General features: G+C 63.0%; 16 protein-coding genes and 1 tRNA gene. 11 read left to right on the top strand and 6 right to left on the bottom strand.

What is annotated here, in order from left to right; all coding sequences use genetic code 11:
- The first annotated feature begins 168 nt into the window (after window positions 1-168).
- The 4 genes from LJ737_RS00085 to LJ737_RS00070 all read left to right on the top strand — a co-directional run bounded on the left by LJ737_RS00085 (window position 169) and on the right by LJ737_RS00070 (window position 4,505).
- The gene (locus tag LJ737_RS00085) at window positions 169-2,043 is read left to right on the top strand and encodes a PAS domain-containing sensor histidine kinase (RefSeq protein ID WP_227761619.1); all 1,875 of its coding nucleotides are present in this window, start codon (window positions 169-171) and stop codon (window positions 2,041-2,043) included.
- A gap of 30 nt (window positions 2,044-2,073) precedes the next feature.
- Window positions 2,074-2,565 (top strand): DUF2199 domain-containing protein, encoded by a 492-nt coding sequence (locus LJ737_RS00080; RefSeq protein WP_227761618.1) that lies wholly within the window; start codon window positions 2,074-2,076, stop codon window positions 2,563-2,565.
- Window positions 2,566-2,620: 55 nt separating this feature from the next.
- On the top strand, window positions 2,621-3,055 hold the full coding sequence (locus tag LJ737_RS00075; RefSeq protein ID WP_227761617.1) for a hypothetical protein: 435 nt from the start codon (window positions 2,621-2,623) through the stop codon (window positions 3,053-3,055).
- Between the two features lie 79 nt (window positions 3,056-3,134).
- Complete coding sequence (locus LJ737_RS00070; RefSeq protein ID WP_227761616.1) at window positions 3,135-4,505, top strand: dipeptidase; 1,371 nt, start codon at window positions 3,135-3,137, stop codon at window positions 4,503-4,505.
- Window positions 4,506-4,579: 74 nt separating this feature from the next.
- On the opposite strand, the gene LJ737_RS00065 is transcribed toward LJ737_RS00070, so the two are convergent.
- From LJ737_RS00065 to LJ737_RS00045, 5 genes are all read right to left on the bottom strand, one after another.
- Complete coding sequence (locus LJ737_RS00065; protein WP_227761615.1) at window positions 4,580-5,182, bottom strand: porin family protein; 603 nt, start codon at window positions 5,180-5,182, stop codon at window positions 4,580-4,582.
- A gap of 156 nt (window positions 5,183-5,338) precedes the next feature.
- Window positions 5,339-5,917, bottom strand: coding sequence for a porin family protein (locus LJ737_RS00060; RefSeq protein ID WP_227761614.1), 579 nt, complete (start codon window positions 5,915-5,917; stop codon window positions 5,339-5,341).
- Between the two features lie 56 nt (window positions 5,918-5,973).
- The gene (locus tag LJ737_RS00055; protein ID WP_227761613.1) at window positions 5,974-6,648 is read right to left on the bottom strand and encodes a porin family protein; all 675 of its coding nucleotides are present in this window, start codon (window positions 6,646-6,648) and stop codon (window positions 5,974-5,976) included.
- Window positions 6,649-6,804: 156 nt separating this feature from the next.
- Window positions 6,805-7,509 carry a porin family protein gene (locus tag LJ737_RS00050; RefSeq protein ID WP_227761612.1) on the bottom strand — a complete coding sequence of 235 codons (705 nt, stop codon included), beginning with the start codon at window positions 7,507-7,509 and terminating at the stop codon, window positions 6,805-6,807.
- Between the two features lie 191 nt (window positions 7,510-7,700).
- The gene (locus LJ737_RS00045) at window positions 7,701-8,453 is read right to left on the bottom strand and encodes a porin family protein (protein WP_227761611.1); all 753 of its coding nucleotides are present in this window, start codon (window positions 8,451-8,453) and stop codon (window positions 7,701-7,703) included.
- Between the two features lie 238 nt (window positions 8,454-8,691).
- Between LJ737_RS00045 and LJ737_RS00040 the strand changes: the two genes are divergently transcribed.
- Both LJ737_RS00040 and LJ737_RS00035 read left to right on the top strand, forming a co-directional pair.
- The gene (locus LJ737_RS00040) at window positions 8,692-9,810 is read left to right on the top strand and encodes an acyloxyacyl hydrolase (protein WP_227761610.1); all 1,119 of its coding nucleotides are present in this window, start codon (window positions 8,692-8,694) and stop codon (window positions 9,808-9,810) included.
- Between the two features lie 125 nt (window positions 9,811-9,935).
- Window positions 9,936-10,622 (top strand): DUF2306 domain-containing protein, encoded by a 687-nt coding sequence (locus LJ737_RS00035; protein WP_227761609.1) that lies wholly within the window; start codon window positions 9,936-9,938, stop codon window positions 10,620-10,622.
- Window positions 10,623-10,731: 109 nt separating this feature from the next.
- Here LJ737_RS00035 and LJ737_RS00030 read toward each other — a convergent pair whose 3' ends face one another.
- Entirely contained in the window at window positions 10,732-10,854 is a 123-nt protein-coding gene (locus LJ737_RS00030; RefSeq protein WP_227761608.1) for a 30S ribosomal protein THX, read from the bottom strand.
- A 355-nt stretch (window positions 10,855-11,209) separates the two neighbouring features.
- Here LJ737_RS00030 and LJ737_RS00025 point away from each other — a divergent pair.
- From LJ737_RS00025 to LJ737_RS00005, 5 genes are all read left to right on the top strand, one after another.
- Window positions 11,210-11,282, top strand: a tRNA-Lys gene (locus LJ737_RS00025).
- Between the two features lie 210 nt (window positions 11,283-11,492).
- Entirely contained in the window at window positions 11,493-12,305 is an 813-nt protein-coding gene (locus LJ737_RS00020) for a hypothetical protein (protein WP_227761607.1), read from the top strand.
- 139 nt (window positions 12,306-12,444) lie between these two features.
- Complete coding sequence (locus LJ737_RS00015) at window positions 12,445-12,744, top strand: helix-turn-helix domain-containing protein (protein WP_227761606.1); 300 nt, start codon at window positions 12,445-12,447, stop codon at window positions 12,742-12,744.
- On the top strand, window positions 12,738-13,130 hold the full coding sequence (locus LJ737_RS00010) for a hypothetical protein (RefSeq protein ID WP_227761605.1): 393 nt from the start codon (window positions 12,738-12,740) through the stop codon (window positions 13,128-13,130). The genes LJ737_RS00015 and LJ737_RS00010 overlap by 7 nt, the downstream gene beginning before the upstream one ends.
- On the top strand, window positions 13,127-13,308 hold a 182-nt coding region (locus LJ737_RS00005; RefSeq protein WP_227761604.1), incomplete at its 3' end, for a hypothetical protein. The genes LJ737_RS00010 and LJ737_RS00005, both read left to right, overlap by 4 nt.

Genomic DNA, 13,308 nt, shown 5'->3' with positions numbered 1-13,308 from the left:
GTGGAATTTCCCGGCGTGCAAAGCGGTGGCGTCAGGGCGTACAATACCAGGGTAACATTCTGGTTTAGGTATATTTCTGATTTTACCATACCACCGCTTTGCGCCGAAAGCTGATTAACTTGGACGCCGATTCGCCGGGCCCGTCGGGGACGGCTTCGTTTCGTATTTATGCAGGAACAACACCTTCAGGACATTCTGCGGCGTTTGCCGGCCGGCGTCGCCACCCTGGAGGGACCCGAACTGCGCTACAGCTTCGTAAACGAGGCCTTCCGCCGGCTGCTTAACGCCAGGGAATTGCTGGACCGCGCCGTGGCCGAGGTGCCCGGGCCCTGGCCGGCCGATTTGCTGGGCGTGATGCAGCAGGTGTACCGCACCGGGCAGGGCCACGTGGCCAAGGCCTGCCCGCTCTGCGACGACCCCGCCGCCCGCGACGAGGGCGCGTACTACGACGTCACCCTGGAGCCCATCTGCGCCGCCGACGGGGCGGTGAGCGGGCTGCTGCTCTTCGTGGTCGACGTGACGGCGCAGGAGCAGGCCCGGCAGCGCACCCACGAGTTGGCCATCGAAACGCGCCGCCTCGACGCGCGCCTGCGGGTGCTGTCCGAAACCGCCCCGCAAATCACCTTCAGCATCGACGCGGCGGGCCGCTACGAGTACGTGAGCCCGCAGTGGTACTTCTTCACCGGGCAGCCGCGCACCTCCGACCTGAACGCCATCTGGCCGCTGCTCATCCACCCCGACGACCGGCTGCGCGTGCTCTACCAGTCGGAGGCGGCCCGCAACACCGGCACCGGCTGGAGCTACGAGTACCGCCTGCGCCGCCACGACGGCCAGTACCGCTGGATGCTCAGTCGCGCCCTGCCCGAGCTGCACCTGCCCGAGGAAGCGCCCACGCACTGGCACGGCGCCCTTACCGAAATCCACGACCAGCGCGAATTGGCCGAGGCCCTGCGCCGCGGCGAGGCTGAGCTGCGCTTCCTCGCCGACAGCATCCCCGAACTGATCTGGACGGCCTCGGCCGAGGGGTTCGTGGAGTACTACAACCAGTTTACCGGCGACTATTCCGGCCTGACCACCGACGAGCTGGGCCCCACCGGCTGGATCAACCTGCTCCACCCCGACGAGCAGGCCGGCGCCGCCCGCCAGTGGGTGCGCAGCGTGGCCACCGGCGAAGAGTACGAGGGCGTGTTTCGCATGCGCCGCCACGACGGCCGCTACCGCTGGCACATCATCCGCGCCCGGCAGCTCACCGACGGGCAGGTGCTGCGCTGGTTCGGCGCCTGCACCGACGTGGACGACCAGCACCGCCTGCGCCAGGTGCTCCAGACCCAGTACGACGAGCTGGCCCAGGCCAACCGCGACCTGGACACCTTCGTGTACACCGCCTCCCACGACCTGAAGCAGCCCGTGCTCAACCTGCGCGGCCTCTTCGACGAGCTGCGCCGCACTGCCACCTTCCACGACCCGGAAAAAGCCCAGATGCTCACGATGGTGGACGAGGCCCTGATCCAGCTCGACTTGACCCTGCAGGAACTGGCCGCCACCGTGCGCGACCAGCGCGGCCTCTCCGCGCCGGTCGAGGAGCTGGACGTGCGCCACGTGGCCGAGGAAGTGCTGCTGGGCTTGCGCGTGCAGGTGCAGCAAAGCGGCGCCGACATCGAGCTGGACACCGAGCAGGCGCCGCTGCTGACCTACGGCCGCGCCAACCTCCGTTCGGTACTCCATAACTTGATCAGCAACGCCCTCAAGTTTGCCGACCCCGACCGGGCGCCCCGGGTGCAGGTGCGCAGCTTCCGAACGGCTGCCGGCAAGCCCGGGCTGCAGGTGCAGGACAACGGCCTGGGCATGGTACTGCCCGACGAGCCCGCCGCCGTGTTCCAGCCGTTCACCCGCCAGCACCCGCACATCGGCGGCTCGGGCGTGGGGCTGTACCTGGTGCAGCGCATCGTCAACAGCCGCGGCGGCCGCCTAGAGGTCGACAGCGCGGTGGGGGAAGGTACCACGTTCACCATCTACTGGGAAGAGGGCGCGGAGCCGGCCTAAGGCAAGCTGCCACCATCAATAATATACCCCATGAGCTACCACTGCGTCTGCTGCGGGCAGGTTCACGACGGGTTGCCCGCCATTGTTGCCGACAAACCGGACCTCTACTTCGACATTCCGGAGGAGGAACGGGAGCAGCGGGTCCGGCTGAGCGCCGACACTTGCGTCATCGACGATGAGCACTATTTCATTCGGAGCGTGCTGGCTATTCCGATTCGCGGCCAAGCTGAAACCCTGGATTTTGGTGTTTGGGTTAGCCAAAAGAAGGAACACTTCGAGCAGTACCTTGCTTATCCGGATTCGGCCGACATCGGGCCTTTCTTCGGCTGGTTCAGCACCCACATTGGCCTGTTTGCCCCGACGTTGAACCTGAAATCAATGGCGCATTTTCAGGGGGGCAAGCTACGGCCCCGCATTGAGCTGGAGCCCACCCGGCACCCGCTAGCCGTGGCCCAGCGCAAGGGCATAACACTGAATTACGCCTGGCGCATCGCGCACGAATATGTGGACCTGGACGCCTAAGCTGCGGCCCAGGATGACGTGGGGCAAGACGATGCTAAATACTTAGATGCGAGTTGTGTCCATTGCCTGGCGGGCCCTAGCGGGGTGCCTGCTGCTGGCCATCAGCCCGCCGGCTTACGCGCTCGGCGACATGATAATCCCGCAGACCATTGCGCTTATCGTTGGCGTGCCGCTGTTGCTGATGCTGTTTGGCGGCCTATTCAGCCTGGTGCTCGTGCCAGCGAAAACACTGGCTGCCCGGATCAACCTGCTGCTGGCCACCGCGGCCTTGGGGACCTTGTTCAATGCCGGATGGCTGTACTGGCTGCTGTTGTTTGAGCCCGCCACCTGGAGCATCGCGGCCACGCCGGACAGAGGCTGGCTGGGCCTGCGCTTCCTGCTGCCGCTCGGGCTACTCGCGGCGGTGCTGAGTTTGCGAGGACGGCTGGCCCAAGCGGCGCTGCTGCTGGGCAGTTGCCTGCTTGTATGGATGGTGTATCGGTGGGCGTAATGCCCCGCCCGCTGGCGGCGCATCCGGCCCCATCCGCTACCTTTACACCCCGTCAACCCCGACCTTATTTCCCAACCCGATGACTTCTTTCCTGACCCAGAACCAGGACCGTTTCCTGAGCGAGCTGCTGGAGTGGCTGCGCATCCCGTCCGTCTCGGCCGACCCCAAGTTTCACGGCGACGTGCTCAAAGCGGCCGAGTACCTGAAGATGCGCCTCGAAGAGGTCGGCCTCGACAACGTGGAATTGTGCCAGACGGCCGGCAACCCCATCGTCTACGGTGAAAAGCTCATCGACCCCAAACTGCCCACCGTGCTGGTGTACGGCCACTACGACGTGCAGCCCGCCGACCCCTACGAGCTGTGGACCTCGGGCCCCTTCGACCCGGTCATCAAGGATGGCAAGATCTACGCCCGCGGCGCCTGCGACGACAAAGGCCAGGTGTACATGCACGTGAAGGCTTTCGAGGTGCTGAACCAGAACGGCGGCCTGCCCTGCAACGTGAAGGTGATGATTGAGGGCGAAGAGGAAGTCGGCTCCAACAACCTCGGCATCTTCGTCAACGCCAACAAGGAAAAACTCAAAGCCGACGTGGTGCTGCTTTCCGACACCGGCATCATTGCCAACGACACGCCCAGCATCGAGGTGGGCCTGCGCGGGCTGAGCTACCACGAAGTGGAGGTGACCGGCCCCAACCGCGACCTGCACTCCGGCCTCTACGGCGGCGCCGTGCACAACCCCATCAACGCGCTGTGCAAGATGATTGCCTCGCTGCACGACGAAAACGGCCACATCACCATCCCCGGCTTCTACGACAACGTGGACGTGCTCAGCGAGGAGGAGCGTACCGAGCTGAACAAGGCGCCCTACAACGAGGAGGAGTACAAGCAGAGCATCGGCCTGCCCGCCACTTACGGCGAGAAGGGCTACACCACCATTGAGCGCACCAGCATCCGCCCCACGCTCGACGTGAACGGCATCTGGGGCGGCTACACCGGCGAGGGCGCCAAAACGGTTATTGCCTCCAAGGCCTACGCCAAGATTTCCATGCGCCTGGTGCCCCACCAGACCTCCGAGGAAATCAGCCAGCTGTTCCAGCAGCACTTCACCAGCATTGCCCCCGAGGGCGTGACGGTGGTGGTGAAGCCCCACCACGGCGGCGAGCCGGTGGTGACGCCCACCGACTCGGTGGCCTACAAAGCCGCGGCCCAGGCCCTGGAAGACACCTTCGGCAAAAAGCCCATCCCGACGCGAGGCGGTGGCTCCATTCCGATTGTGGCCATGTTCAAAACCGAGCTGGGCGTAGACTCGGTGCTGCTCGGCTTCGGCCTCGATTCGGACGCCATTCACTCGCCCAACGAGCACTACGGCGTGTTCAACTTCATGAAGGGCATCGAAACCATTCCGCTGTTCTACCAGCACTACGCACACCTGATGCAGCAGCCGGCCTAAGCCCGCCTGCCGCCAGATACCACGACGCCCGGCCTCCGCAAGGAAGCCGGGCGTCAGTCGTTTCGGGCCGCGGGTTAGTCCTTGAACAGGCAGCCGACAAACACCTGGAAGGCCGCATTGTGCGCCTGCGGCGTCTGCCCGTTCGGGAGCGTTTCGAGCAGGCTGTTGACGTGGCCGTTGTAGCGCAGGCCCACGTGCACGCCGTTGCTGAGCTGGTAGCCCACGCCCGCCACGTAGCCGAAGGCAAAGCGGTTGTAGCCCTTCAGGTCGGTGCTCGACTCCTTGCCGTAGAGCGGCGAGTCCTGCTCGTTTTTGACGCCGGCCAGGTAGCCCAGCTGCGGCCCCGCTTCGAAAATAAAGCCGTCGGCGTTGATGCGGCCCAGGATGGGCACATCGACGTAGTGCAGGCGGGAGCGGCCCTTGAGCGCGCCGGATTCGGCTTTGTAGCCTTTCTGCGAGTACAGAATTTCCGGCTGAATAGCGAAAAAGTCATCGGCATCCAGCGCCACGTGCAGCATCACGCCGGCGTGCACGCCCAGCCGGTTTTTGATGCCCGCTACGTTGTCGCCGTAGGCGCGGGTGAGGCTGCCCCCGACTTTGGCGCCCACGCGCAGTTGGGCCTGGGCCGTGGCCGCTGCCCCGACGGTCAGCAGCAGCAGTAGAAAACGTTTGTTCATTGATTAACGATGCATACGAGCTGCTAGTAGGCAGCCGCGCAAAGATAGAGCGCCGGCAGACGGCCAACCGAGTGCGTAGGCCGGCCCGGAACGCAAACCGGCCGCGCTGCTCCAGGGGAGCGGCGCGGCCGGTGCCGGGGCAGGCGTGAGCCCGCCTTACAGGTCGCTGAAGCGGTAGCCCAATTGCAGCTGGAACGCCGAATTGTAAATGCGGTTGCCGGTGCTCGATTCGGGCAGCAGCTTGACGAAGCCGGGGTTGTAGCGCAGCCCCAGGCTCAGGCCGTTGTCGGCCTGGTAGCCCAGGCCCAACACCGCGCCCACGTCTACTTTCTGGTAGTTCAGGGCAAATGCCGGGGCATTGTCGGGCTTCGATTCGGCTTTGGTAAGAAACCCTATTTGCGGGCCCAGCTCGAAGAAGGGGCCGTCCGCGTCGATGCGCAGCAGCAGCGGCACGTCGATGTAGCTGATCCGGTCGTGGCCGCCGCCGCTGACGTTGTACCCGTGGCCTTTCGTGGAGTACAGCACTTCGGGCTGCACCGAAAGCATGTCGCTGAAGGCAAAGTTGGCCGTCACGCCGCCGTTGATGCCCAACAGGTATTTAGAGTCGCCTTTGTCTTCCCCGTAGTAGTTGGAGAGAGTCGGGCCGAGTTTCAAGCCCAGCTTGATGCTCTGAGCCTGCGCCCCGTGCGCCGCGGCGCCGAGCAGCAGCGCCAGCGCCAATGCAGTCTTTTTCATGAGTTGGAATGAAGGAAATACCCGCTGCTTACGCGAAGCGGGTTTGGGAAGGAGCATTACTTGCCCCCAAACAGGTACCCGAGGTAGAGTTGAAAGGCCGAGTTGCGGGCATTTTTGTAGCTGCCACTCTGGTAGGCATCTTTGGCGAAGTCGGTGAATGCGCCGTTGTAGCGCAGCCCAATCATCGGGCCGCTTTCGGCTTGGTAGCCCAGGCCCGCGGCGTAGCCCAGCTCGAAGCGGTTGACGTTGTCCAGATCCTGGATGCTGGTCGAACTGTAAGTGGCCCCCGGGACATTAGACGTAAACTCGGTGTGGTCCTTGATTTTGAGCAGATACCCAAATTGCGGACCCAACTCGAAAAACAAACCGTCGGCATTTATTTTAGCCAGAATCGGTAGGTCGAGGTAGTTGTAATTGACGGTGCCTTTGAACTGGTATTGCAGCGGGCCGAGTGTCCGCTGGAAGTCCCCGTTCTTGTAGCCCTTCTGCGAGTACAGCAGCTCGGGCTGAATGGAGAAGAACCCGTCGCCGGTTAGGTCGGCATTGAGCAGCAGCCCGCCGTGGAAGCCGAACTTGTTTTCAAACCGGTCCTCGTCGGTAACGTCGCCGGCAATGTTGGAGTAATTGGCCCCGGCTTTGATGCCAATGCGGACACCTTGGGCATGAGCCGCTGGGGCCGTGGCCAGGGCAGCGCCCGTGAGGAGCGCGGCGGCGAGAAAAGCGTTTTTCATAGCCGTGGAAAAGCGAAAAAGTGAACAATACGCCGGCGCTATATGCCCGCGACGCTCCTAAAACGAGGAATCCGGACAGATGTTGGCCTGGGAAAAATGCAAAGCCCGGTTGCGGCACGCAGCAACCGGGCTTTGGGGGCGAAGCTCAACCGTGGGTTAGCGGCTCGGAATCAGGTAGCTCAACGACAACTGCACGGCCGAGTGCCGGGCGTTTTTCAGGTCGCCGTTGAAGTACGAGTCGCCGTTTTCGGGCTTCACAAAGTCGCTGAAGGCGCCCGTGTAGCGCAGCCCAAGACCCAGCCCGTTGTCGGCTTGGTAGCCCACGCCGGCCACGTAGCCCAGCTCGCTGCGGCGCAGGCCGCTCACGTCTTTCTGGTTGCTGGCCTCGCTCGTGCGCGACTCGCCGTTAACGGTAACGGTGGTGCGGGTTTCGTCGCGGGCGTTGAGCAGGTAGGAGTACTGCGGCCCGGCCTCGAACACGAAGCCGTCGGCGTTGATGCGCGCCAGCACCGGCACGTCGAGGTAGTTGTAGTTGACCTTGCCTTCGCGCTTCTCGGTGCGCGTGCCGCCGAGCAGCAGCGGGCGCGAGTACTCCGTGGGCTTGTTTTCGAAGCCCTTCTGCGAGTACAGCAGCTCGGGCTGCACGGAGAAGAACCCGTCGCCGCTCACGTCGGCGTTGAGGATGACGCCGCCCAGGAAGCCGAGCTTGTTGTTGTAGGTATTTTCGTTTTTGAGGTTGCCGGCGAGGTTGGCGTAGTTGCCCCCGGCGCGGAAACCGAGGCGCACCTGGGCCTGGGCGGCCGGGGCAGCAGCCAGGGCCGCAAGGACCAGGGCAGAAAAGGCAAAAACAGCTTTTTTCATGGTGAAAAGGCGGTTTTAGTAAGTGAAAGCAAACTGTGGTTGCGCAGCTCCAGGCTATAAACGTGCCAAGTCGGTTGGATATTTTCGGGTCGGCGGCGCCCCGCGGGCCTACGCCGCTGAGGCCCTGCGCCAAAAAAAGAGGGCCGCCCCCGATACGGGAGCGGCCCTGGCAATAGGCGTGCGGGTGGCGTTTAGCGGTTGCCCAGCGGCAGCAGGTAGCCCAGCTGCAGCGTGAAGGCGTTGTTGAAGGCTTTCGGCTCGTTGTCGGTGTCTTTGGTGTCGATCAGCGAGTTGAAGCCGCGGGCGTAGCGCAGGCCGATGCTCAGCCCGCCCTCCGCCTGGTAGCCCAGGCCGGCCACGGCGCCGATGTCAAACTGCGCCAGGTCCGACTTGTACGCCTCGTCGCGCGTGACGCCGGTGTAGTCCATGAAGCTGCTGCGCGACTCGTCCTTGACCTTGGTGCCGTCGGCGCGCTTCTCGGTGTACTGGGTTTTGGTGCGCGAGCCGAACAGGTAGCTCACCTGCGGGCCCAGCTCAAAAAACAGCCCGCCGGCGTTGATGCGCGCCAGCACCGGCACGTCGATGTAGTGGAGCACGCGCTGCTGCTCCTGCTCGATCTTGGTGACGCCGCTGGGCAGCCCGACGCTGGTGGTTTGCGACTGAATTTCGTAGCCCTTGCGGTTGTACAGCACCTCCGGCGCAATGGCGAAGAAGCCGTCGTCGCTGAGGGGCAGCTGGAAGGCCAGGCCGGCGTTGTAGCCCAGCTTGTACTTGCCTAGATCCGAGCTGTAGCCCGGGCCGGTAATCTGGCTGACGTTGTCGCCGGAAATGTTGGAGTACGTGCCGCCGACCTTCAGGCCGAGACGGAATCCACCGGGGTCTTGGGCGTGGGCGAGGGTGGCGGAGGCCAGGGCGGCCAGGGTAAACAGTGCTACCTTTTTCATGAGTGAGTTCGGAATAAAAGAGGTGGGAGAGGGGCGCGGCGTCGGGGGCTACACTGGGCTGGCAAAGGGGTGGTGCCGCGCGTTTCTGAAGCCTGATACGGCCAGGACGGGGGCCGGTGTTGCGCTGGAGCTATTAATAAATCATGACAACGTGTGAAAAACGAAGGTCGAGCAGTCCTGAATGCGGCCCGAGCAGCGCGGCTGCGTACTTTTGCCGTCTGTTTGCCCCTTCCCTTCTATGTTGCTCAGTACCCGTTGGTTTCTCTTGTTGGCGCTCGGGCTGGCGGCTCCCCGCGGCCTGCGGGCGCAGGACGTTGCGCCGGCCCCGGCCCGCGAGCCGCTGGTGCTCGGGCTGTACGGGCAAGGCGGCTTCATCATTGCGCACTCGCCGCGGGTTAAGCACCTCGTCACGGCCCACCCCACCGGGCTGGAGCTGAACCTGCAGCGGCAGCTTACTGGCCGCGCGCCCTGGCACGCCTGGTACCGCTACCCCAAAGCCGGCCTCGCGTTGGTGTACTACGACTACCACAACCCGGTGCTGCGCCATTCCTTCGCGGCGTCGATTTATTTGAGCAAGACCTTCTGGCGGACCCAGCGCCAGGACTTGAGCTTCCGCCTGGGCACAGGCGTGGGCTATTTCCCCTTTCCCTTCGACCAGCAGACCAACCACAAGAACACGTTCGTCAGCTCCCACCTGAACGCCACCATTCAGGCCCGGCTGGAATACGACGTGGCCTTGACGCCCAAGCTGGGCCTGCTGCTGGGCGTGGCCCTGAATCATTACTCCAACGGCGCCACCGCCAAGCCCAACCTGGGCATCAACATTCCCACTGTGCTGCTCGGGCTGAACTACCACCAGCAGCGCCACTTCACCCCGCTGCCCATCGACGCGGCGGCTGACCAGCCCGCCGACATTGGGCGCACGTTCTGGAACCTGAGCACCAGCGCGGGCCTGAAGCAGCGCAACGAGTCAGACCACACCAACTACTGGGTCAACTCGGTGACGGTGGCCGCGGGCCGGCGCGTGAACCGCAAAAGCAACCTGCTGGTGGGCTTGGAGGGCTTCTACGACCGCAGCCTGCGGGCCGAGCAGCGCGACACGGCCCGCGCCGGCGACAAATTGCCCGACGTGAAGAAGGCCGGCGTGTTCATCGGCCACGAATTGTTGTTCGGCCGCCTCGCCTTCGATACCCACCTGGGCTTCTACCTCTACAATCCCTACAAGTCCAACAAGTTCTATTACGAGCGCGTCGGCCTGAAATACCACTTCACCGAACACTTCTTCGGCGCCATCGACCTGAAGGTGCACCGCGGCGCGGCCGACGTGCTGGAGTGGAAAGTGGGGGTGAAGCTGTAGCACGGGCGGCGGTTCGGGCGCGCCTGGCGGCATTTCAGCACGGTGATTCGACGGTTGGGCAACGCCGCGTTGGCGGAGCCGCGGCGGCGGTGCACCTTTCGGCCACTCATTCAGCCCCCACCGCCATGACCACCGAAACGTTTCTCGACCTGAACCGCTGGCTGCACATCGGCTGCGGCATGATTGGCTTCTTCGTGGCCCCGGTGGCCCTGGCCACGCGCAAGGGCGGCCCGGCCCACCGCTTCTGGGGCCGCGTGTTTTTCTGGGCTATGCTCACGGCTGGCCTCACGGCCATCGTGGCGGCCACGTTCAAGGGCCTCACCTTCCTGCTGCTGACGGGTGTTTTCTCGCTCTACCTCTCCTGGCTGGGCTACCGCGCCCTGTACCAGAAGCGCCTGGGCCGCGGGCAGCGCCCGGCCGTCTACGACTGGCTGGGCTCAGGGGCGGCAATGCTCTTGTTTGTGGGCACGCTCGTCTACGCCGTCGTCACCCGCAACATCGTGTCGGGCGTGTTTGGGCTGGGCGGGCTGCGCTTGGCCGTGGCTGAGCTGCAAAAGCTTTACCGCCCCGCCGAGCTGGCCCCCAACCACTGGTTTTTCGACCACATGCGCGGGTTCATCCTCTCGTACGTAGCCGCCGTATCGGCCTTTTCGGCCACGTCCTTCACCTTTCTGCCCGTGGCCGTGCGCTTCCTCTGGCCCACCGTGGTGGGCGTGCCGCTGATGCTGTATTGGATGCGCCGCTACCGCCAGCAACTAGCCCAGGGCCGCGCCGTCGGGGCATCCGTGCGCATTCAGCCGGAGGTAGCCTGAGCCGCCCGGCCTTCCATTGGCCGGTTCGGCCGGCTATCATCCAGGCCGCAAAACAAACGCGCCGCGGCTTCCCGAAGGAGCCGCGGCGCGCTGGTCTAGGGCGGGCCGATTACGAGGCCGAAGCAGCGGGCTTGGCCGCGGCGGCTTTCTTGACCTGCTTGTGCGGCCGGCGCTTGCCGAAGGTGCCTTTGCGAAGCTTGCCGCGGCGCGACTTTTTGTCTCCTTTACCCATGGTGTACAGAAGGTTAGTAAGGTGAACGAACGCGCAGGCGGGGCATCCGGCCGGGGCCGGGCTACCTGCTCGGCATTTCTACGCGCCTCGCAGTGGCAAGTTGGCCGCGCCTGCGCCGGACCACGTCCGGCTCTTCGCACATGAAGCCCGGATGGAGCTGCTCCGCGCCGCCCCGGCCCCGGCTTCTCATACACGTGATTTTTTTGCGTGATTTTATTTCGTTGGAAACGAAGCAGGTAGCGTGAATAATTGCGCGAAATACTCACACTAAGTAACCAGAGGTTTGAATATGTCGTCTCGGTTATTACTTTTGCCGTCCCTTTCAATGAAAGCCGAGCTTTCCTGTTAGGAGCCTGATTCTGTAGCTCAGCTGGTAGAGCAATACACTTTTAATGTATGGGTCCTGGGTTCGAATCCCAGCGGAATCACTGAAAACCCTGTTTGCGATTCGCAAACAGGGTTTTTTGCTTACTGGGGCCGCGAGTGGGACCGTGGCAGGCCTAACAGGGTAGTGGTTGCGAAGGGTGTGGTGGTACCTTTGGGTAGGTATGGTAAGCCCAACTGCGTAAATAGGTGTAAAGCCCCGCAGACCCCATTTTGCTGTCCTTGCAGGCGAGTACTTCATTGCTTCCCACCCAATGCCCAATCATCGCATTCATACATTTCTGCACGTTGACCGCTCCTGCCGTATTTACGAATACAGCGGGAGCAAGTTAGTGATTCGGGAAGGCGACCCGCTACCTGAAGGCGACTACATCGTCCTGCCTCAGAATGTTCTTCCCAAAGACAACACAACCATAGCCCTCCGGGTCCAGGTGGATGATGATGGAATGCAGACCCCGGTCACGGAGGCTGCGGTCTATGACCGGGAGTTTTTGAGCCGGTTTTTTAGCCCTGCGTATTCGGTAGATGATCGATTGGCGCTGTTGGAGGACCACTTTGGCCGTTACACCACAGTGAAGACCCAAGAGTCTTTCTTGGACTACCTCCAAAAACAGGTTGTAAACAATGGCCTTGTTCTACTAGGCATAGGGGGCAAAGTCGACCAGGAGGAGTTCTGGCGGGGAAGGGATGGCCGCGTGCTGGTCGACTGGATTCAAAAGCAGCGAGGGCATATGCAGGACCCTGCGGCCGGCCGCAAAAAGAAAAGCAAAGCCCAATCGTTGAGCACTGCCTCGCAGCTCGCGGTGGTGTATTACATGCACCGGGGTGAACTGCTCAAGGTCAGCCTAAAACCCAGCAACGAACTGGTGCATTTCCTGGCTGGGCTGCTGGCCCGTACGCCCAACAGCATCGCCCCGTTGGTGCGCTACCTAACCGAACAGCCAAGTCAGCAGAACAACAAGGTGCTGAACGAAAAGTACATGCTCCAGGCCAAGCGCTTCTTCCTGGACTCGGGCCAACCGAAACTGGCCCAATTGGTTGAGGAAGATCTGATGCGTTTGAAATGAAGAAGTTGTAGGCGTATTGGGGCAACGGGAGTAAACTAATTGAAAATTGCCCCAAATAATCGCCGAGGGCGGCGGTAAGGAATCCTGAATGTTGCACCAGCAATCTGCAGAGCTGCTGGAACATTCTTTTTCCTTACCCATGAAACTTATCACCTTGACCCTGGATCAACTCCAGGAAGAACTTGGCGCCCTGTTGGACGCCCGCTTTGCTCAAGTGCTGCAGGCACTACGCCAAGCCCCGGCCGCAGAGGCTGAATACCTAACGACCCGGCAGGCGCTGGCGTTTGTGCACCTCTCCAAGCCCACGCTCAACAAGCTGCGCCGCGAGGGCCGCATCACGGCGTACCACTCCTCCGACAAGCGCGTGCTCTACCGCCGCAGCGAGTTGGTCGCGTACCTGGACGCTTCCAAGCCGAAAGAGGGGCACCAGCCGTGCTAACCACCATCGCCGTTATCGAAGACAAAACCTTGCTGCTGCACATCAAGTTGGCCGGCTGGACAGCCGGACGGCCGAAGTCGTCAGCCTCGGAGCTCGCCCGCACGCGCCAAGTGGAGCTGAGCCGGGAGTTGAAGGAAATTCATTGCCTCGCGCATTCGTTGCGGGGGCAAATCCCGGCCACAGCGGCCGAAGCGCTGTTGTTGTGGCCCGAGATGTGGCACGAAATCGAGCAGGAGCTGCTCCGCCTGCTGGAGCAGGACCCTTCCCTGACCGAGGTTGTGGTGCACATTGGTGGTTCCGCTTCCTGCGGCCTGCCCCCGCGCATTCCCGCGCGAATTTGCCGTTCGGAGACCCTGTCGCAATTGGCCGTGCAAGCCGGGCTATGAAGACCAAGCAGACGGATATTTCGGCTCCTCGCCAGGGCGAGGCCGATCAGAAGCTACGGGCGGTGGAAGAATACCTCCAGGCGCACTACCAAGTGCGCTACAACGTGGTGAAAGAAGTGGTGGAGTGGCGCCCGGCGGGCAGCGCCGCTCCCTACCGCCTGCTCGACGACTACCAACT

The sequence above is a fragment of the Hymenobacter sp. 15J16-1T3B genome, assembly GCF_020711235.1.
GTDB lineage: Bacteria > Bacteroidota > Bacteroidia > Cytophagales > Hymenobacteraceae > Solirubrum.
The sequence above is the reverse complement of the archived record's forward strand: the minus strand, read 5'-3'. Positions and strand labels throughout refer to the sequence as shown.